This is a genomic window from Amycolatopsis acidicola (assembly GCF_007713735.2).
GTDB lineage: Bacteria > Actinomycetota > Actinomycetes > Mycobacteriales > Pseudonocardiaceae > Amycolatopsis_E > Amycolatopsis_E acidicola.
In genome coordinates this window covers 10,159-30,415 of the sequence record NZ_VMNW02000085.1, presented here as the reverse complement: position 1 = coordinate 30,415, position 20,257 = coordinate 10,159, and the positions used below count along the sequence as shown (strand labels likewise).

Here is a 20,257-nt window from a genome sequence, read left to right as displayed (position 1 = left end):
GGATGTTGTTGGCGGCGCCGGGCGCGGGGCTGCTTCCCTTTGCCGGTGCTGAAAACGAGCTTGGGCAGACCGTTCGCGTGGCTGTGGGCCGCGTACGCCGTGAGCGCCTACGGGACAGGGCTGGGCTTCGGGGCGTTCTCGGTCATCGCGATCGAAGTGCTGCACGCGGGCTCCGCGGAGGTGGCGGCGTTGTCGTCGTGCGGGCTCGCGATCGGGGCGCTGCTGGCCGTTCCGCTCGGGCCGTGGATGGAGTTCCGCGCCAAACGGCCGGTGATGATCGCGATGGACGTGCTGCGGTTCGCCGCGCTGGCGTCGATCCCGGTCGCCTACTGGCTGAACGCGCTGTCCTTCGCGCAGCTACTGGTGGTGTCGACGGTCGCGGCGGCGGCGAAGATCGCGTTCGCCGCCGCCAGTGGCGCCTACCTGAAGACGATCGTCCCCGCGGACCGGCTGCTGGTGGCCACCAGCCGGTTCGAATCCACCACCTGGTCGGCCACCGTCGTCGGCCCGCCGCTGGGCGGCGCGGCCATCGGCCTGCTCGGGCCGGTGATCACCGTGATCTTCGACGCGGTCAGCTACCTGTTGTCCGCGCTCGGCGTCACGGCGATCCGGGTCCGCGAGCAGCCGCCGGAACCGGGCCAGGCGCGGGCACGGCGGTGGGGCGACGTCGTCGAAGGATGGCGTTCCATCCTCGCCCACGACACCTTGCGGCCGCTGTTCTTCAACACCGTGCTCGTCAACAGCCTGATCATGGCCGGTGAACCGGTCGCCTCCGTGCTCATGTTGTCGCACCTGGGTTTCCCGGTCTGGCAGTACGGGCTCGCGTTCGCTTTGCCCTGCCTCGGCGGCCTGATCGGCTCGCGGCTCTCCCCGCGAGTGATGGCGCGCATCGGGGAACACGCCGTTCTTCGGGTGTTCGGCACGCTGCGCGCCTGCTGGCCGATCGGGCTCGCGTTCCTGCGGCCCGGGCTGCCCGGCCTGCTGGTGGTGATGGTGACCGAGTTCGGGCTGATCCTGTGCATCGGCCTGTTCAACTCCGTGTTCGCCGCGCACCGGCTCCGGCACACCGAACCCGGCAAACTCTCCCGGGTGCTCACCGCGTGGTCGGTCACCAGCAGCGCCACCATCGCCGTGGTGACCGTGCTGTGGGGCCTGCTGGCTCAGCTCACCGGCCCGCGCGCGGCACTCGCGCTGGCCGGCGCGCTGCTGCTCGTTACACCGGTCCTGTTGCCCCGCAAGGAGAAAGTGCTCAGCTCCGTGCGTTGAGGTACGCGGGATCCGCCGCCGGGATCGGCGTGTCCGGTTTGCCCGCCAGCAACTGGTTGAACGCCGTGAAGTACGGCGGCGCCGCCACCGTGCCACCGAACGCGCCGTGCCCGCAGCTGCCAAGGTGCACCGGCGTACCGGGGCAGACCTCCTCGGGTTTCGGGCCGTCGGCGAACACCATCGACGAGACGGCGTAGTCGTCGACCCCGCCCACGAAGGCCACCGACTCGCTCTGCTGCGTCGTCCCGGTCTTGCCGATGTCCGGGTGACTCCAGCCCGCCGCCCTGGCCGCCGAAGCCGACGTGCCGCTGATCGTGTCCTGGCTCAGCCCGGCCTCCAGCGAATTCGCCAGCCCCGGCGACACGACCTGTTCGCACGCCTGCTGTTTCACCGCCACCGGCGCGCCGTCCCGGTCGGTGACCGACAGGATCGGGTTCGGCGCGCACCACACGCCGCCGCTCATCAGCGTCGCCGACACGTTCGCCATCTCCAGCGGGCTCACCGGGCTGTTGCCGAGGGTGAAGGACAGCTTGTTGGAGAAGTACTGCGACTGCGGCTCGCTGTACTGCGGGTTGGACGAGGACGGGTCCGGCGTGGCGCCGGCGTCGTTGGTGGTGAGCGTGTTCCGCAGGCCGAGGCGCCGCGCCATGTCCAGTACCGCGGGCATGCCGACCTGCGACTCCAGCCCGACGAACGCGACGTTCGGCGAGGTGGCGAGCCCGTCGCGCAGCGAGATCGGGTCCGGATAGTTCGTACCGTCGTTCTGCACGCAGTACGGCGCGGTGTACTGGTTCGCGCCCGGCTGCGTGAAGCACTGCCCGGCCTGGTTCGGCAGCGGCGTGTTCAGCCCTGCCTTCCCGGTTTCCATCGCCGCCGCCGAGGTGAAGATCTTGAACGACGAACCCGCGCCGAACACGTTGCTGGCGTTGGCGACGATGTTGCTCGACGTCTCGCCCTGCGCGGGGTCGGTGCCGTAGTTGCGGTTGGCCACCATCGCGAGCACTTCGTGCGTCTGCGCGCCGGGCCGGATCACCGCGAACGTGTTGGCCACGCCGTACTGCGTGGTCGGCACGTTGTGCTCCACCGCGTTCTTCACGGTCTGGCTGACCACCGGGTCCATCGTGGTCCTGATCGTGTAGCCGCCGACGGCCAGCTGGTCGGCGGTGAACCCGGCCTGGATCAGGTACTGCTCGGCGTACTGGCAGAAGAACCCGGCGTCCGGCGCCGCGCCCATGCACGTGCTCGACGGGATCCGCGGCCCGTCGTCCAGGACGCCGAGCGGGGTGGCCTTCGCGATCTCGGCGTCCTTCTCCGCGAGCGTGCGGTTGGTGACCATGTCGTCGATCACCTGGTTACGCCGCTCCAGCGCCTGCTGCGGGTGCGTGTACGGGTTGTACAGGTTCGGGTTGTTCACCATGCCCGCCAGCAGCGCCGACTGCTGCACGTTCAGTTTGTCCGCCGTGGTCCCGAAATACGCCTTCGCGGCTGCGCCGACGCCGTAGACGTTGCCGGTGAACTCGACCACGTTCAGGTAGCCGGTGAGAATGTCCTCTTTGGACTCGCTCTGCCCGAGCTGGACGGCGATCTTCGCCTCGCGCAGCTTGCGGGCGAGGGTGTCGGCCTTGTCCTCGTACTGCGCCGCCTTGTCGTTGCGGTCGACTACGTTGATCAGGTAGTTCTTCACGTACTGCTGGGTGATCGTGGAGCCGCCCTGGGTGCTGCCGCCGGAGGAGTCGTGCAGCGCGGCGCGCAGCATGCCCTTCGGGTCGACCCCGCCCTCGTCCCAGAACCGCCGGTCCTCCACCGACACGATCGCCGCTTTCATCGCCGCGGAGATCTGGTCGTAGGTGGCGGGCAGCCGGTACTGGTCGAACAGCGTGGCGATCGGGTTGCCGTCGCGGTCGGTGACCGTGGTGACCAGCGGCTGCTGGCTGGTGGCGAGGCTGGCCGAGATCCCGTCGACCGAATCGCTGACCTGGTTGGACAGCATGCCCGCGCCCATCGCGACCGGGGCGAGCACCCCGGCGACCAGGACGCCGGCGATCGCGCACGAACCGAGGAACCGGGGCAGCCCGTGGGAAAGACGCACGACCCCGAACATAGTCACCTTTCCGTAAGAGCGATGTTGCGCCCGCCGCGCATTACCTTCGCGCGGTTTTTCCTTGACCAAACGGCGACATTCGCAATATCGGGGTAAAGGCCCTTGCGCGGCGCCCGGGTCGTGGAAGGCTTGGCGCGTGAGCGAATACGACTACGACCTGATCGTCATCGGCTCCGGCCCCGGCGGGCAGAAGGCGGCCATCGCGGCCGCGAAATTGGGCAACCGGGTGGCCGTCGTCGACCGGGCCGACATGGTCGGCGGCGTCTGCGTCAACACCGGCACCATCCCGTCGAAGACGCTGCGCGAAGCGGTGCTCTACCTGACCGGGATGAACCAGCGCGAACTGTACGGGGCGAGCTATCGCGTCAAACAGGACATCACGATCGCGGACCTGCTCTCGCGCACCCAGCACGTGATCGGCCGCGAAGTGCAGGTGGTCCGCGCGCAGCTGCTGCGCAACCACGTCGACCTGCTCAACGGCGTCGGCACGTTCGCCGACGCGCACACGGTCGCGGTCACGGGCGCGCACCGGGGCGACCGGAGCACCATCACCGGCGAGAAGATCGTCATCGCCACCGGCACCCGCCCGGCGCGGCCGGACCAGGTGGACTTCGACGCGGCGCGGGTGCTCGACTCCGACGAGATCCTGCAGCTGGAGGAGATCCCGTCCACGCTCGTCGTGGTCGGCGCCGGGGTGATCGGGATCGAGTACGCGTCCCTGTTCGCCGCGCTCGGCAGTCGCGTCACGGTGGTCGAACAACGGGAGCGGATGCTCGAATTCTGCGACCCGGAGATCGTCGAATCGCTGAAATTCCACCTGCGGGATCTGCAGGTCACCTTCCGGTTCGGGGAGAAGGTCGCGAACGTGGCGGTTTCCGACCATGCCACGATGACCACCCTGGTGTCCGGAAAGCGCATTCCGGCGGACGCGGTGATGTACTCGGCCGGGCGCCAGGGCATGACCGGGGAGCTGAACCTGGCGGCCGCCGGGCTGGAGGCCGACCACCGCGGGCGGCTCGCGGTCGACGAGCACTACCGCACGCCGGTCGAGCACATCTACGCGGTCGGCGACGTGATCGGCTTCCCGGCGCTCGCGGCCACTTCGATGGACCAGGGCAGGCTCGCGGCGTACCACGCGTTCGGCGAGCCGGCGCACGAACTCGGGGCGCTGCAGCCGATCGGCATCTACACCATCCCGGAGATCTCGTACTGCGGCGCGACCGAAGCCGAGCTGACGTCGTCGTCGGTGCCGTACGAGGTGGGCGTGGCGCGGTACCGCGAGCTCGCGCGCGGGCAGATCGCCGGGGACTCGTACGGGATGCTGAAACTGCTGGTGTCCACAACGGACCGGAAACTGCTCGGCGTGCACGTCTTCGGCAGCGGCGCGACCGAGCTGGTGCACATCGGCCAGGCGGTGATGGGCTGCGGCGGCACCGTCGACTACCTCGTCGACGCGGTGTTCAACTACCCGACGCTGTCCGAGGCGTACAAGGTCGCCGCCCTCGACGCGACGAACAAGATCCGGGAGCTGGAACGCTTCGCCCTCTGACCCGGGGACGGCTCCGTTGCCGTCCGTGCGGTCAGGCGGGAACGGGGACCGGCGTCAGCTCGCAGCTCAGCTCTTCCGGGCCGAGGGTGGCGTACGCCCACAGCGCGCTCGCCGTGCGCATGCCGTCCTTTCCGCACAACGCGGGCGGGTGCGGGTAGTCCACGGCGATGCCGCGCGCGGTGAACGGCGCCTCGTCGAGGTACTTCGCGCCGCCGCGGCCGCAGAGGTAGGTGCCGGCGCCGACGGCGGCGGTCAGGTCGGCGAGCCGTTCCGAACGCTGGTCGCTGGAGGGCACTTCGCTGGAGCGCACCACTTCGCCGCGCCAGCCGAGGCCGGCCAGCAGCGCGCGCGTGGACACCTCGGCCACTTCGGACAGCCGGTCGGTCAGCGCGAGCGCGGCCAGGACCTCGTCCACCGCGGCCGAGGTTTCGCGCCAGAACGGGGCGCGGCCGTAGAACTGGCGGATCAGCTGGGCCACCCGGCGCCTGCCGGTCTCGGGTTCGGCGAGGCGCAGCTCGTCGATCCGGCTGGCGCGCCCGCGCGGGCGGTGCACCGGCAGCGAAAGCCATTGCTGGCACAGGGGATCTTCCAGCGCGGCCAGCCGGGCGCGGTGCTGGTAGTCGCGGGAGTTGAACTGCACGTCGTCGAGCACCACCCACACGTCGGCCCGCAGCAGCTTCGCCAGCGTGGACAACCGGGGAAACGAATTGGGCTGGTGGATGGCGCAGGATCTCTTCGGGGTCGGCGGCACGCGCGGTATTCGATCACAGCATGCGGCTGCGATATCCGGCGGCCACCAATCTTTGGTAGGCCGCGTACACGGCAGGGGGAACATCCTGGGCTATCGCGAAGCCCTGACCGGGATATTCGATGATCCGCTGCAGATCGCCGATCATCATGTCGATGAGTTCGGTGCCGTGCGCCCGCGTTTCCCGGTACTCCGAAAGTGACATCGGCACCGAGGCGCACACCGGCCGCACTTCCGGCCAGATTTTCCTGGTGGTCGCGAAAGCGCGCCGTTCCATGTACGGCATGGAGATCAACATCAGGGACTCGATATGATTTCCGCGTGAGCGCAGCAACTCACGAGAAAGGGTGATGTTTTCACCCGTATTGGTGGCATTCGGTTCGACGAGGATCGCGTCGTCCGGGACGCCGAGCCGCAGCGCGTGCTCGCGGTAATGAACGCCCTCACCGCGCGGGAAGGTGGTGAACGTTTCCCGGCTGTTGGCCCCGCTGAACACGATCGTGGGGAACAGGCCCCGGTGGTACAGCTCGGCCGCGTAGGCCGCGACGCCGAGGTCGTTGCAGCCGAGCGCGAGGGCGACCGAGCACGGGCGCAGCGGATGGGAGAGGCGGTGGTAACGCCAGATCACTTCGGCGTCCGCCCATTCATGGCCGATCAGGTCCTCGCGCATTCCTTCCGGTACCGATCCCGTTCAGGCCTGACGCTCGAACGCGAGCCGGATACCGTCGATACTGTTCAGCTGGTGGCGGAGGCCGAATTGCCGGGAAATGTGCGCGCACTGGTCGAGAAGCCGAATTCCGGCGTCCGTGTTCGCCTGGTCGGAAAGCAGGATGTGCGCGTACGCGGTGTTGAGCCGGACGCGTTGCAGCGGGGTGTCGCTCACTTTGTGCGCCAACGCTATTTCGATCGCTTCGGTGGCCGCGGCGAGATCGTCGGCGCCGCGGTGCGCGAGCGCGAGTTTCTGGTGCGCGATCGACCAGTCCGACGGTTCTTCCAGCCGCTCGAAACCGCGGATCGCGGGCACGATGTGATTCACGGCCTGACCGGTGAGTCCCTTTTTGCTCAACGCCGTGCCGACCCACAACCGCGCCTTGGTGCGGTCGTGTTCGGACAGTCGTTCATCGGCGGTCAGGGATTCGTACTGCCGCGCCGCCGATTCCAGCCTGCCGGACATTTCGTCCAGCACCACGAGCTTCAGTTCCAGCTGCGCGACCCGCCGCGGCATGCCGAGCTCGCTGAACACCCGCAGCGCGTGCCGGTAACTCTGCTGTGCCGAGAGCGGGCCTTGGATGACGCCTTGATCCTGCAGCACTTCGCCGAGCATCCGCAGCGTGCGGCCGTAGAGGTCCATGCCACGGGTGTCGTTGCTGTTGGGCTGGTATCGGCGCAGCCAGCGGTCGATCAGCGTGCGCGCGAGCGGGAATTCCTGGCGGCCGAGGGAGACCATCGTGCGGTCGAGGTCGTCGGCCCAGGCCTCGTAGTCGTACCCGCCGGCCTGGGGCGGTGGGGGTTGCGCGCCGGTGGCCTGGCGCAGCAGGAGATCGAACCGGCGGCGCGCGTCGTCGTCGGCCCTGGCCAGCGCGGTGTCGAGGATGGCCTGCGTGTCCGGCCTCGGCACGGTGCCGGTGCCGCCGGCCTCCCATTTCGCGACCGTGCGGGCGGCGACGCCGAGATAAGCGGCGTACGCGCGGACGGACAGGCGGAGGGCATGGCGAAGCAACCGCGCTTCGCGCCCGCTCCAGTGGTGCGCTGTCGCGGCGACCTCGGTTCCCTCCCCGGCTGCCACCCTTCGAGGTTAACGTGGGAAAGCGGGTTCAAGTACACCGAAAGTGCAACGCGCGTTCGTTTCCGTGACGATTTCGATCATTCAGCCTAGAGGAAGGCACTCGTCGCCGGGCTGACTCCTTTGTCCCGGGCCGAGACCCGGCGCCGGGTGCCGTTCCACGTTTGCCCAGCTCAGCGTGGCATGCCGAGGAAAGCGGGCTGTTTGCACGCGTCGTGGCAGGCGCTTTCCAGGCTGCAGCACAGCGAACACACCGCCCCGGAGTGGAACGGGCAGCTCACGATGTCGGGCCGTTCGAAGGTCTCCTCGCACACCACGCATCCGGACGTCGCGCCGGAAAGCACACCGTCCGTCATCAGCGGTTCGGCCTGTTCGTCCGGCCGGGCGATGTAGTACTTGCCCTTCGTGACGAGCGCGAGCGCGGGGGAGAGCACGAAGGCCAGCACGATCGCGATGAACGGCGAGAACGCCTGCGCGGTTTCGCCGAACACGCCGAAGAAGGCCAGGATCGACACCGCGGAGGCCACGAGCATCGAGCCGAAGCCGACCGGGTTGAAGTTGTACAGATGCGCGCGCTTGAACTCGATGTAGGACGGGCTGAGCCCGAGCGGCTTGTTCACCACGAGATCCGCGGTCACCGCGCCGATCCACGCGATCGCCACGTTGGAGTAGAACCCGAGCACGGAGTTGAGGAAGGCGAACACGCCGAACTCCATCAGTGCCAGGGAGATCCCGACGTTGAGGAAGATCCACACCACCCGGCCGGGATGGCGGTGCAGCAGCCGGGAGAAGAAGTTCGACCAGGACAGCGATCCGGAGTAGGCGTTCGTGACGTTGATCTTGATCTGGGAGAGCACGACGAAGAACGTCGCGACGGTCAGCGCGAGCCAGGGCGGCATGAACGTCTTGAACCCGGCGAGGAACTGCTCGATCGGTTCGCCCGCCTTGACGAGCCCGACCTCGTCGGCCACGTAGAACGCCAGGAACGCGCCGCCGAGCTGTTTGAACGCGCCGAGCACGACCCAGCCGGGGCCCGCCGCGAGCACCGCGGCCCACCAGCGTTTCCCGTTCGCCGCGGTCTTGTCCGGCATGAAGCGCAGATAGTCCACCTGCTCGCCGATCTGCGCGATCAGCGAGAGCGCGACACCGGCCCCGAGTCCGACGCCGAGCAGGCTGACCGACGAGCCGGTGGTGGAGTTGCCCGCGAACGACGTCCACTCCGAGTACTTGCCGGGATCGATGATCGCGATCGAGACGAACGGCGCGAACATCAGCACCAGCCACACCGGCTGCGTCCACACCTGCAGTCTGGACAGCGCGGTCATCCCGAAGACCACGAGCGGGATGATGATCAGCGACGCGATCAGGTAGCCGAGCGCGAGCGGGATGTGCAGGCCGAGTTCGAAGGCCTGCGCCATGATCGAGCCCTCGAGCGCGAAGAAGATGAACGTGAAGCTCGCGTAGATCAGCGAGGTCAGCGTGGAGCCGAGGTAGCCGAAACCGGCGCCGCGGGTGAGCAGATCCATGTCGATCGCGTATTTCGCCGAATAATAGGAAATCGGCACCCCGGTCACGAAGATGACCACCGCGGCGACGAGAATCGCGGTGACCGCGCTCGCGAACCCGTGCGTGATCGCGATCGAGCCGCCGATCGCGAAATCGGCGAGATAAGCGATTCCGCCGAGCGCCGTGGTCGCCACGACGTATGGCGACCACCGCCGGAAAGACCTTGGCGCGTAACGAAGTGAGTAGTCCTCGAGCGTGCTGTTGCGAGCCCAGCGGTTGTACCGGCGCGTGCCGGCCGTCGCGGTCGTCGGGGGTGTTTCGACTGTATCGGACATCGAGAGGCACCTCGCGGGGGAGTGGTCGGGGAAACCGCTTTCCGCTCGCCGTTGAGCCGGATTCTTGTTCGCGCATCGGCCGATACGAAGTGCTTTCCTGAAATCTTGAAGCGCGCCCGCCCAGGGCGTCAATGCGGCCGGTGTTAAAGCTGCGTGAAGGCACTCCTGGGTCGTCCGACGTTGGCGGACCAGTGGCTCATCCAGTCGAAGAGTTTCCGCTGCCCGCCGCCCACGGTTGCCGCCGGGTGGTTTCTTCGGGGTGACAGGGGAGTTTCGGCAATTCGCGAGGACCTCTTGACCGGCCGGAGATCGGGTCCTAAAGTTCGGCCAGGTCATGGGACGTCCTACGTCCTACATCTACGCGGACCTCTCCCTGGTGACGACGAAGTCAGGAGAAAGTCATGTCCCCCATCACCCGGCGCTCTCTGTTGCGCTACTCCGCGCTGGCCGGCGCCGCCACCGCGTTCTCGAGCACCCTCGCGGCCTGCAGCGGCGGGCCCGCGTCGACGAACACGACGGGGAACTCCACCGGCCTGCTCACCGCCGTGATCGGCTACGGGAACAACCAGACCTGGGACCCGCTGCAGACCGCGTCCGCCTTCTCGATGGCGGCGAACCTGCACGTCTACGAGTCGCTGGTGGAGGGCGACCCGATCACCCGCGAACCGTTCGCCGGGCTGGCGAAGGCACTGCCGTCCGACGTCAGCGGCACCAGCATCGCGTTCGACCTGCGCGACGGCGCGAAATGGCACGACGGCACCGACGTCCTCGCCGACGACGTCGTGTTCACCTTCGCCCGCGCGCTGGACCCCAAGGAGAACGTGCTCGTCCGCGGCTTCCTCGCGCACTGGCTGCGGGAGGTGCGCAAGACCGGGGACCGCTCGGTGGAGTTCGTGCTCAAGGCGCCGTTCCCCTATGCGCTGCAACGGATCCAGACCGTCAAGATCGTGCCGAAACACGTCTACGACGGGAAGTGGGCCGACGCCGTCGCGGGCAAGGTCGTCGGGTCGGGGCCGTACCAGGTGACCGAGCAGGCGGCGCTGAGCCACACCTCGTTCGAGAAGTTCGCGCAGTACAACGGCCCGCGCCCGGCCGCGTACGACAAGATGGTCTGGAAGTCGATCGTGGACGCCGCGCCGCGCGTGGCCGCCATCTCCGGCGCCAGCCCCGAAGCGCAGATCGTGGAGAACATCCCGGCCGCGAACGCCGACCAGCTGCGGAGTGCCGGCCGCACGGTGGAATTCGCCGACGGCGGCAACAACCTGTTCCTGCTGTTCAACACCGCGCACGCCCCCTTCGGCGACAAGCGCGTCCGCCAGGCCCTGCACTACGCGATCGACGGCCAGAAGATGGTCCAGATCGGGCTCAAGGGCGCGGGCACCCCGGCCACCTCGTTCATCAACCCGAAGCTGCCCGCATCGCAGCCCGCGGCCAACGACTTCGCCTACAACCCGGACAAGGCCAGGGATCTGTTGCGCCAGGCCGGAATCACGTCGCTGGACATCACCCTGTCCACCACGAACACCTCGCTCGTCAACGACTGCGTGAAGGTGATCAAGGAGGGCTGGGACGCGATCGGCGTGCGGACCACGCTGGACTCCCAGGACACCAAGGCGCTGTTCTCCAAACTGGACGCCGGCAACGACTTCCAGGTCGTCGCCACCACCAACAACCCGCAGCAGTTCGGCAACGACGCCGACCTGCTCACCCGCTACTACTACAACGACGGCTCGGTCATGATGAAGACCTACGCGCGCTGGACCGGGCCGGAGTCCACCGCGTTGCTGGCGCTGCAGGACCAGGCCGCCACCACCACGGACGAAACCCAGCGGAAAGCGCTTACCAAGCAGCTGCTGGACATGATCTCCGAGCAGGCCGTGATCTACCCGGTGGTCTTCACCCAGCTCGGCACCGCCTGGGACGGCAAGAAGATCACCGGTGTGCGGGCGCAGGGCTACCCGGGCATCTACGTCAACCAGGCCAAGCCGGCATGACCGTGGTGCTGCGCATGCTCGGCATGCGCGTCCTCGCGCTGATCCCCCTGCTCCTCGGGGTGATCCTGTTCGTGTTCATCGTGATGCGGTTCGCGCCCGTGGACCCCGCGATCGCGGCGTTCAACGGGGCGAACGTCAGCCAGGAGCAGCTCGACGCCTTCCGTGAGCAGAACGGGCTGAACGATCCGCTTCCCTTGCGGTACGTGCATTTCGTGTGGCATCTGCTGCACGGCGACTTCGGCACCAGCGTGATCACGAAGGAGCCGGTGGGGCAGACGATCGCCACCGCGCTGCCGCTCACGGTGCAGCTGACGGTGCTCGGCCTGCTCATCGCGGTCGTGCTGGGGCTGCTGTTCGGGATCACCTCGGCGCTGTTCCGGGACCGCTGGCCGGACCAGCTCATCCGGATCGTGTCGCTCGTCGGCGTGGCCGCGCCCGCGTTCTGGATCGCGCTGCTGCTGGTGCAGTGGTTCGCGGTCGGTAAGGGCTGGTTTCCGACCAGCGGCTATGTCAGCCCGAACGACTCGTTCTCCGGCTGGCTCAACTCGCTGACGCTGCCGGCCATCGCGCTCGCGCTGCCGGTCGCCGCGCAGCTGACCCGGATCATCCGCACGTCGATGGTCGAGGAACTCGACAAGGACTACGTCCGCACCGCGCGCGGCGGCGGCCTGCCGCCCGTGGTCGTGGTGGGGCGCAACGTATTGCGCAACGCGCTGGTCAACCCGCTCACCGTGCTCGGCCTCCGGATCGGCTACCTGCTCGGGGGCGCGGTGGTGATCGAGACGATGTTCGCGCTGCCGGGAATGGGGCAGAACATGATCCAGGCCGTCAACGACGGCGACACGGCGAAGGTCGAGGGCTTCGTGATCACCATCGCGGTGATCTTCGTGCTCGTGAACCTCGTCGTCGACGTGCTCTATCTGCTGGTCAACCCGCGCCTGCGGAGCCGGTCATGAACGTGTTCAAGCGGCTCAACGTGGCCTCGCGGATCGCCGTCGTGGTCCTCGGTCTCCTTGTGCTGGCGGCGATCTTCGCCTCATTCGTCACCACGCACGACCCCAACGCGCTCTCCTCGGACAGCGGCGGGCCGAGCGCGTCGCACTGGTTCGGCACCGACCAGTCCGGCCGCGACATCTTCACCCGCCTCATCTACGGCGCGCGCTGGTCGCTGGCGATCGGCCTCGGGGCCATCGCCTCGGCGCTCATCGTCGGCACCCTCGCCGGCGCGGCCGCCGCGACCGCCAGACGACGCGGCGTGGACGCGCTGATCATGCGCGTGCTCGACGTGATCATGGCGTTCCCCGGGATCGCGCTGGCCGCCGTGCTGGTCGCGGTGTTCGGCCGCGGGCTGCCGGTGCTGATCTTCGCGATCGGGTTCCTCAACGTGCCGCCGATCGCCCGCGTCGTGCGGGCGAACGTCCTTGCCCAGTACGGCGAAGACTACGTCGACGCGGAGCGGATCATCGGCGCCCGGCGGTGGTTCATCCTCGCCCGGCACGTCGCGGTCAACTGCGCCGCGCCGATCCTGGTGTTCTGCACCGTGATGGTGGCCGACGCGATCGTGTTCGAGGCGTCGCTGTCGTTCATCGGCGCCGGCGTGCAGCCGCCGAACCCGTCCTGGGGCTCGGTGCTGTCCGACGGCAAGGACCTGGTGCTGATCGGCGGCTGGTGGGCCACCCTGTTCCCCGGCCTCCTGATCCTGCTCACCGTGCTGTCGCTGAACATCCTGTCCGAAGGCGTTTCCGACGCGTGGGCCGCGCCGGCCGCGCGCAGCCGGAAGGCGGGCGAAGCGGCCGAGGCCGACGTGCTGGAGGAGGCCGCGGAGAACACCGCGCCGGTACTGCCGATCGCCGGGCTGCGGGAGGCGGGGGAGCGGCTGGCCCGCAAAGCCCGTGACCTCAGCGAAAACCCGGTGGTGCTGGACGTCGAACACCTCACGGTTTCCTTCGAGAACGCGCACAACGGCGTGAACGTGATCGACGACGTGTCCTTCAGCGTGCGGTCCGGCGAGGTGCTCGGGCTGATCGGCGAGTCTGGCTGCGGCAAGTCCCTGACCGGGCTCTCGATCATGGGACTGCAACCGGGCGCGGCCAGGGTGGGCGGGCAGATCCGCTTCGCCAACCGGGATCTGCTCGCGCTGAGCCCGCGGCAGCGCCGCGCGCACCTCGGGCACGACATCGCGATGGTCTACCAGGACGCGCTCAGCTCGCTGAACCCGGCGATGACGATCAACGCGCAGCTGCGCCAGTTCCTCAAGCGCGGCGGCACCCGCACCGCGACCGAACTGCTGGAGCTGGTCAATCTCGATCCCCAACGGACACTGCGGGCCTACCCGCACGAGCTGTCCGGCGGGCAGCGCCAGCGCGTGCTGATCGCGATGGCGCTTTCCCGCGACCCCAAGCTGATCGTGGCCGACGAGCCGACCACCGCGCTCGACGTCACCGTGCAGGCGCAGGTGATGTCGCTCCTGTTGCGGCTCAAGGACGAGCTCGGGTTCGCGCTCATCCTCGTCTCGCACGATCTCGCGCTGGTTTCGGAGGTGGCCGACCGCGTCGTGGTGATGTACGGCGGGCAGGTCGCCGAAATGGGCACCATCGGCCGGATCGTCGGCGAACCGGCGCACCACTACACCCGCGGGCTGCTGTCCGCGGTGCTGTCGCTGGAAGAGAACAACGCGCGGCTGACCCAGATCAGCGGCGTCGTACCCTCGCCCGCCGAGTTCGGGCCCGGCTGCCGGTTCGCCGGCCGCTGCCCGGCCGCGGGCGAGATCTGCCACCGGGAACCGCCGGCGCGGGTGGGTGACCGGTTCACCCACCTCATCGCCTGCCATTTCCCGGCCGAAACCGCTTCCACCGCAAGGGAAGTGGCGGCGAAGGGAGCGGGCGCGTGAACCTGCTGGAGCTCGACGGGGTCCATGTGGTGCACCGGATCGGCTCGGCGAAACTGTTCGGGCGAGCCGAGGTGTTCGCGCTGACCGACGCGAGCCTCGTGGTCGATCCCGGCGAAACCGTCGGCGTGGTCGGCGAATCCGGCTGCGGGAAGTCCACGCTCGCGAAGGTGATGGTGGGCCTGCAAAAGCCGACCCGGGGCACCGTGCGCTATCACGGCGACTCGCTGTGGGAGCTGCCCGCGGCCCAGCGCGCGCGGATGTTCGGGCGCGACGTCGGGATGGTGTTCCAGGACTCCTCCACGGCGCTGAACCGCAGGCTCGCCGTGCACCGGATCATCCGCGACCCGCTGGACGTGCACGACGAGGGCACGGCGGCGGAGCGCGACGAACGCGTGCGGGAGCTGATGTCGCTGGTGGGCCTGCCCCGCAGCGTCGCGGATGCCGTGCCGGGGCAGCTTTCCGGCGGGCAGCGCCAGCGCGTCGCGATCGCCCGGGCACTGGCGTTGCGCCCCTCACTGCTGGTGGCGGACGAGCCGACGTCGGCGCTGGACGTGTCGGTGCGCGCGCAGATCCTGAACCTGCTGCTGGATCTGCGGGACGCGCTGGGGCTGGCGATGGTGTTCGTGTCGCACGACATCCAGACCGTGCGCAAGATGAGCGACCGGATCGTCACGATGTACCTCGGCCGGATCGCCGAGGAGGCGCCGGCCGCCGACATCCCGGACCGGGCGCGGCATCCCTACACCCGCGCCCTGTTTTCGGCCACGCCGAGTCTGCTGCACGTGGCCGAGCCGATCGTGCTGTCCGGCCCGGTGCCCTCGGCCACGGCCCCGCCCAGCGGCTGCAATTTCCGCACCCGGTGCCCGAAGGCCGCCGCCGACTGTGCCACCGGACTTCCCCCGCTGGAGGGGGAGAACGGCCACACCTATCGCTGCCTCCATCCGGAAGTCCCGGAGGGAGCCCGGAAAACCGGAGTGAGCACCCCATGAGCGCGCCGAAGTTCGCCGGCATCATCCCGCCCCTGTGCACCCCCTTCCACAGCGACTTCAGCGTCGACACCGAGTCACTCCGCAGGCATCTGGGCGTGCAGCTCGACGCCGGGGTGCACGGGATCTTCGTGCTCGGCTCGTCCAGCGAAGTGGCTTTCCTGCCGGACACGCAGCGCCGGACGGTCCTGAAGACGGCGGTCGAGGTCGTCGCCGGCCGGGTGCCGGTGCTCGCGGGCTGCATCGACATGACGACGCTGCGGGTGGCCGAGCACGTCAAGGCGGCCGAACAGCTCGGGGCGGACGCGGTCGTGGTGACCGCGCCGTACTACGCCCGCACACACGCCGCCGAGATCGAGCGGCACTTCCGGCTGCTGGCCGAACGCACCGAGCTGCCCATCTTCGCGTACGACATCCCGATGGCGGTGCATTCCAAACTGGACCCGCGAATGGTGCTGCGGCTGGCGGAAGACGGGGTGCTGGCCGGGCTGAAGGACTCCAGCGGTGACGAGGCCGGGTTCCGGAAAGTGCTGCTGGGCAAGCAAGAGCGGGGCCTCGACGGGTTCGCCGTGTTCACCGGTTCCGAGCTCGTGGTGGACGCGGCGCTCGCGATGGGCGCGGACGGGGCCGTGCCAGGGCTGGGCAACATCGACCCGGCGGGTTACGTCGCGATCTACGAGCACTCGCTGGCCGGCAACACCGAAGCCGCGCGGCGGGAACAGGAACGGCTGCTCAAGCTCTACTCGATCACCGACGTCGCCCCGGCAGGCCGGATGGGCCGCTCCTCGGCCGGGCTCGGCGCGTTCAAGGCGGCGCTGAAGATCCGCGGGTTCATCGACAACGCGGTGCTGGCGCCGCCGCAGCTTCCGCTGAACGCGGAGGAACTGTCGCTCATCGAATTCAAGCTCACGGAAGCGGGATTGATCTGATGCGGGACTTCGACCGGATCCACTACGGCGCCGACTACAACCCCGACCACACCTCGCCCGGGGTGTGGGACGAAGACGTGAAGCTCATGGCCGAGGCCGGCGTCACGATGGTCACGGTGGGGATCTTCTCCTGGGCGAACGTGGAACCGCGCCCCGGCGAGTGGGACTTCGGCTGGTTCGACACCGTCATGGACAAGCTGTCCTCGGCCGGGATTTCGGCCTGCCTGGCCACCATGACCGCTTCGCCGCCGCCCTGGCTTTCCCACCGCCACCCGGAAATCTTGCCCGTGCGCGCGGACGGCACCCGGCTCTCGGCCGGTTCGCGCCAGCAGTTCTGCCCGTCCAGCCCGGTGTTCCGGGAGCACGCGGCCCGGCTCGCCGAGCAGGTCGCCACCCGCTACGGCCGGCATCCCGCGCTGGCGATGTGGCACATCGGCAACGAGTACGGCTGCCACATCCGGGGCTGCTACTGCGACGTCTCGGCCGCGGACTTCCGGTCCTGGCTGGAAAACCGCTACGACAGCATCGACGCGCTGAACGAGGCCTGGTCCACGACGTTCTGGTCCCAGCGCTACAGCGAGTTCGCCGAGATCCTGCCGCCGCGGGCGGCTCCCAGCTTCGGCAACCCCGCGCAGCAGCTGGATTTCCACCGCTTTTCCTCGGACGCCTCGCTGGGCTGTTACCTGGTGGAAAAGGAGGTCCTCGACCGGATCACCCCCGGGATCCCGGTCACCACCAACTTCGTCGGCCGCGTGCAGAAAGCGCTGGACTGGAACCGCTGGGCGCCGCGGGAAAGCGTCGTCAGTCTCGACTCCTACCCGGACCCGGCGGACCCTCGCGCGCACGTGGAGGCCGCGTTCGCCTACGACCTGTGCCGTTCGCTCAAGGACGGGCAGCCGTGGATGCTGCTCGAACAGGCGCCGGGCGCGGTGAACTGGCGGCCGACCAACGTGGCCAAGGCGCCGGGCGCGATGCGGCTGGGCAGCTGGCAGGCCGTGGCGCAGGGCTCGGACGCGCTGGTGTTCTTCCAGTGGCGCCAGACCCGGGGTGGCGCGGAGAAATTCCACTCCGCGATGGTTCCCCACGGGGGCGCGGAAACCCGCGTCTTCGCGGACGTGCGGGCGCTGGGGCAGGAGGTGGCTTCGGCCGCGAAGGTGGCGGGCAGCCGGGTCCGGGCCGAGGTCGCGCTACTGCACGACTGGGAGAACTGGTGGGGCGTCGAGCTCGCCGCCCATCCGTCCGAAGTGGACCATCTGGAGACACAGCTGGCGCACTACGCGCCGTTGTTCGACGCCGGGATCACCTGTGACGTCGTGCATCCGGGCGCCGATCTGTCCCGCTACAAGCTCGTCGTGGTGCCGAACCTGTACCTGATGAGCGAGGAAACGGCCGCGAACCTGCGCGCCTACGTCGAGCGCGGCGGGCACCTGGTGGTTTCGTACTTCTCCGGCATCGTCGACGAATGCGACCGCGTGCACCTCGGCGGGTACCCGGCGCCGTTGCGGGAGCTGCTCGGGCTGCGCGTCGACGAGTTCCAGCCGTTGTCCCGAGGCGTCTCGATCCGGCTGCGCTTCGACGACGGCGCGGAGGGCGAGGGCGTGCTCTGGTCCGAGTGGATCGAGACCGAGGGCGCCGAAGTGGTCGCCGGGTTCGCCGCCGGCGACCTCGACGGGCGGCCCGCGATCACCAGGAACGCCTACGGCCAGGGCGTTTCCTGGTACCTGGGCACCAGGCCGGAGCCCGCCGCGATGCGTTCGCTGTTCGACCGGATCACCGCCGGCGCTGACGCCCGCCCCGTGCTGCCGGGGCTGCCCGAAGGCGTGCAGGCGGTCGTCCGGCGCGGCACTGACAGCGCTTACCTGTTCCTGCTCAACCACGGCACCGATGAGGTCACGGTGACCCTGCCGGAGCCGGCTTCCGATCTGCTGACCGATCCGGACTCGCCGGTATCGGCGGTTTCGCTCGCCCCGCGGGGCGTCGCCATCCTGGAGCGTGGGGCATGAGATTCGTCCGTCTGGTGGCCTTTTTCGTGCTGGCGCTGGTCGCCGGTGCCGTCCCGGCGCTGGCTTCGCAGGCCGCGCCTTACCTCGACCAGCAGGTGCTGTTCAAGGCTTCGCAGGACCCCGGCTACTTCTGCTTCCGGATTCCCGCGATCGTGCGCACGAACGCGGGCACCCTGCTGGCTTTCGCCGAGGGGCGCAAGAACAACTGCGGTGACGCCACCGACATCGACCTCGTCATGAAGCGCTCCACCGACGGCGGCAGGACGTGGTCGGCGCTGCAGGTGGTCAACGCCGGAAACGGGGACACGCACGGCAATCCGGTGCCGATCGTGGACGCCCAGACCGGCCGGATCATCCTGATCAGCACCTACAACCCGGGCCGCGCCGACTCCGGCGCGTGCGCCGTGCCCTGCGCGCGGACCCCGCACGAGCAGTACAGCGACGACGACGGGCTCACCTGGTCCGCCGCCACCGACATCAGCGCGCAGGCCACGCGCGCGGACTGGAACGGCTGGTACGCCTCGGGTCCGGTGCACGGCATCCAGCTGACGACGGGACCGCACAAGGGGCGCCTCGTGTTCGGGGTGAACGCCGAAACCGGCGACGGCCCGAACTCGGTGAAGAACTTCGGCGCGCTCGTCTACAGCGACGATCACGGGGCGAGCTGGCACATCGGCGCGGTGGACAGCTACGACCACCCGGTCGGGACCACGTACACGCAGAAGCCGTCGGAGATCAGCGTGCTGCAGCTGCCGGACGGTTCGGTCTACGCCGGCGGCCGTGAGCAGGGCGGCACCGATGTCGGCAACCGGGACTACGCGATCAGCCGGGACGGCGGGGAAACCTTCAGCACGCCGTTCACCACGATCCCGGACCTGGTGACCCCGATGGTGCAGGGATCCTTGCTGCGCCTGCGGTACGAGGGCCCGGCGCGCATCCTGTTCTCGTCGCCATCGGACACCGACCGGCGGCGCTGGATGATGATCCGCTCGTCGTACGACGACGGCCGCACGTGGGAGGACGCGGAGCAGGGCACCCAGCTCACCACCGACTGGTCCGGTTATTCGGATCTGGTGCAGATCGACGGTTTCCACGCCCGCTCGGCCGATGTCGGGCTGCTGTACGAAGGCGGCGCGGTGGACGCCCGCGACGAGATCCGCTTCGACCGCTTCAACACCGAATACCTGGGCTACCGCACCAGCGCGGGGCCGGCGACCCCGGACGTTTCCGGTGAGCACGCGGACAGTTACGTGCAGGGCGGCGCTTCCACCGGTGACGGCGTCTTCGGCAACGGGCTCGTTTTGGACGGGACGGACGACTGGGTGCGCGTCCCGTACGACAAGGACCAGCTGCCCGGGTCCGGGGACTTCACCTACACCGGGTGGTTCCGGTACGGCGCGGCCACCGGCCCGCAGGTGTTGTTCTGGCTCGGCGGGATGAACTCGGCCCCGCAGGTGTGGTTCCGCGGTGAACCGGCGAACAACCGGCTCATCGCCACGATGACCACGAGCGCGGGCACGAAGTCCGTCAGCACCCCGTCGGCCTACGCGGATCAGCAGTGGCACCACGTCGCGCTGGAACGCACCGGCGGCGAGGTGAAGATCTACGTCGACGGAGTGCTCGCCGCCTCGGGCGCGGACGTGGCGGGTTCGGTCAGCCAGACCGTCGCTTTCCAGCTGCAGCTGGGCGAACGGCTCGACGGCGGCTACCGGTTCGACGGCGGCTTCGACGAAGTCCGGTTCTACCGCCGGGCGCTGACGACGGCCGAGCTCGAGCAGATCCGGCTCACCAACGCCCCCGTCGCCAGTGGCGAGGTCCTCCGGCTCCCGCTGGACCGCGTCTCGCGCTGACCCACGCCCCGGCCTCCGCGCGACCTCCAGGCGCGGGAGGCCGGTTTCCCTTGGCAGCACGGCGAAACCGCGCGGGCGCGGGCGAACCTGCCACCGCCGTGTTTGCCATCCCCGCGCGCGTGTTGGCCCGCCCCGTGCGTGTGTTGGCTGGCCGCGTCGGTGTGTTGGCGGGCCCCGCGTTGGCTGCCGACGGTGGCCAACGCGGGGCCCGCGGGCCGATGCGAGGCGCCAACTCGCGGGCGCGGGCGGCCAACATACCGACGCCAGGCGCCAACACACCGACGCCATGAGCCAACTCGCGGGCGTGGGCGGCGGGC

Annotated in this window: 14 protein-coding genes; 9 read left to right on the top strand and 5 right to left on the bottom strand. The window is 69.1% G+C overall.

The genetic code is table 11. The features are described from left to right. Window positions 1-45 precede the first annotated feature (45 nt). Complete coding sequence (locus FPZ12_RS36515; RefSeq protein ID WP_243770224.1) at window positions 46-1,266, top strand: MFS transporter; 1,221 nt, start codon at window positions 46-48, stop codon at window positions 1,264-1,266. On the opposite strand, the gene FPZ12_RS36510 is transcribed toward FPZ12_RS36515, so the two are convergent. After that, on the bottom strand, window positions 1,250-3,355 hold the full coding sequence (locus FPZ12_RS36510) for a transglycosylase domain-containing protein (protein ID WP_166463023.1): 2,106 nt from the start codon (window positions 3,353-3,355) through the stop codon (window positions 1,250-1,252). The genes FPZ12_RS36515 and FPZ12_RS36510 overlap by 17 nt on opposite strands. 148 nt (window positions 3,356-3,503) lie before the next feature. Between FPZ12_RS36510 and sthA the strand changes: the two genes are divergently transcribed. Further along, window positions 3,504-4,916 carry a Si-specific NAD(P)(+) transhydrogenase gene (gene sthA, locus FPZ12_RS36505; protein ID WP_144751972.1) on the top strand — a complete coding sequence of 471 codons (1,413 nt, stop codon included), beginning with the start codon at window positions 3,504-3,506 and terminating at the stop codon, window positions 4,914-4,916. A 31-nt stretch (window positions 4,917-4,947) separates the two neighbouring features. Here sthA and FPZ12_RS36500 read toward each other — a convergent pair whose 3' ends face one another. The 4 genes from FPZ12_RS36500 to FPZ12_RS36485 form a co-directional block, all read right to left on the bottom strand. Further along, window positions 4,948-5,667 (bottom strand): WbqC family protein, encoded by a 720-nt coding sequence (locus FPZ12_RS36500; protein ID WP_243770223.1) that lies wholly within the window; start codon window positions 5,665-5,667, stop codon window positions 4,948-4,950. Window positions 5,668-5,680: 13 nt separating this feature from the next. Beyond that, window positions 5,681-6,334 (bottom strand): YdcF family protein, encoded by a 654-nt coding sequence (locus FPZ12_RS36495; RefSeq protein WP_144751967.1) that lies wholly within the window; start codon window positions 6,332-6,334, stop codon window positions 5,681-5,683. Between the two features lie 21 nt (window positions 6,335-6,355). Then, complete coding sequence (locus FPZ12_RS36490) at window positions 6,356-7,450, bottom strand: helix-turn-helix domain-containing protein (protein ID WP_144751964.1); 1,095 nt, start codon at window positions 7,448-7,450, stop codon at window positions 6,356-6,358. A gap of 170 nt (window positions 7,451-7,620) precedes the next feature. Continuing rightward, complete coding sequence (locus FPZ12_RS36485) at window positions 7,621-9,288, bottom strand: purine-cytosine permease family protein (RefSeq protein ID WP_144751961.1); 1,668 nt, start codon at window positions 9,286-9,288, stop codon at window positions 7,621-7,623. 401 nt (window positions 9,289-9,689) lie between these two features. Here FPZ12_RS36485 and FPZ12_RS36480 point away from each other — a divergent pair, with 401 nt between their 5' ends. From FPZ12_RS36480 to FPZ12_RS36450, 7 genes are read left to right on the top strand one after another with little or no spacing between them, the layout of a single operon-like run. After that, on the top strand, window positions 9,690-11,282 hold the full coding sequence (locus FPZ12_RS36480; protein ID WP_144751958.1) for an ABC transporter substrate-binding protein: 1,593 nt from the start codon (window positions 9,690-9,692) through the stop codon (window positions 11,280-11,282). After that, on the top strand, window positions 11,279-12,238 hold the full coding sequence (locus tag FPZ12_RS36475) for an ABC transporter permease (protein WP_144751956.1): 960 nt from the start codon (window positions 11,279-11,281) through the stop codon (window positions 12,236-12,238). The genes FPZ12_RS36480 and FPZ12_RS36475 overlap by 4 nt, the downstream gene beginning before the upstream one ends. Then, window positions 12,235-14,172 (top strand): dipeptide/oligopeptide/nickel ABC transporter permease/ATP-binding protein, encoded by a 1,938-nt coding sequence (locus FPZ12_RS36470; protein ID WP_144751954.1) that lies wholly within the window; start codon window positions 12,235-12,237, stop codon window positions 14,170-14,172. The genes FPZ12_RS36475 and FPZ12_RS36470 overlap by 4 nt, the downstream gene beginning before the upstream one ends. Then, on the top strand, window positions 14,169-15,161 hold the full coding sequence (locus tag FPZ12_RS36465; RefSeq protein ID WP_144751952.1) for an oligopeptide/dipeptide ABC transporter ATP-binding protein: 993 nt from the start codon (window positions 14,169-14,171) through the stop codon (window positions 15,159-15,161). The genes FPZ12_RS36470 and FPZ12_RS36465 overlap by 4 nt, the downstream gene beginning before the upstream one ends. Continuing rightward, window positions 15,158-16,087, top strand: coding sequence for a dihydrodipicolinate synthase family protein (locus FPZ12_RS36460; RefSeq protein ID WP_144751951.1), 930 nt, complete (start codon window positions 15,158-15,160; stop codon window positions 16,085-16,087). The genes FPZ12_RS36465 and FPZ12_RS36460 overlap by 4 nt, the downstream gene beginning before the upstream one ends. Next, complete coding sequence (locus FPZ12_RS36455; protein ID WP_144751949.1) at window positions 16,087-18,090, top strand: beta-galactosidase; 2,004 nt, start codon at window positions 16,087-16,089, stop codon at window positions 18,088-18,090. Before FPZ12_RS36460 ends, FPZ12_RS36455 begins: the two co-directional genes overlap by 1 nt. Next, window positions 18,087-19,940: a sialidase family protein gene (locus FPZ12_RS36450; protein WP_144751947.1), complete on the top strand. Its 1,854-nt coding sequence runs from the start codon at window positions 18,087-18,089 to the stop codon at window positions 19,938-19,940. The genes FPZ12_RS36455 and FPZ12_RS36450 overlap by 4 nt, the downstream gene beginning before the upstream one ends. The last annotated feature ends 317 nt before the right edge of the window (window positions 19,941-20,257 follow it).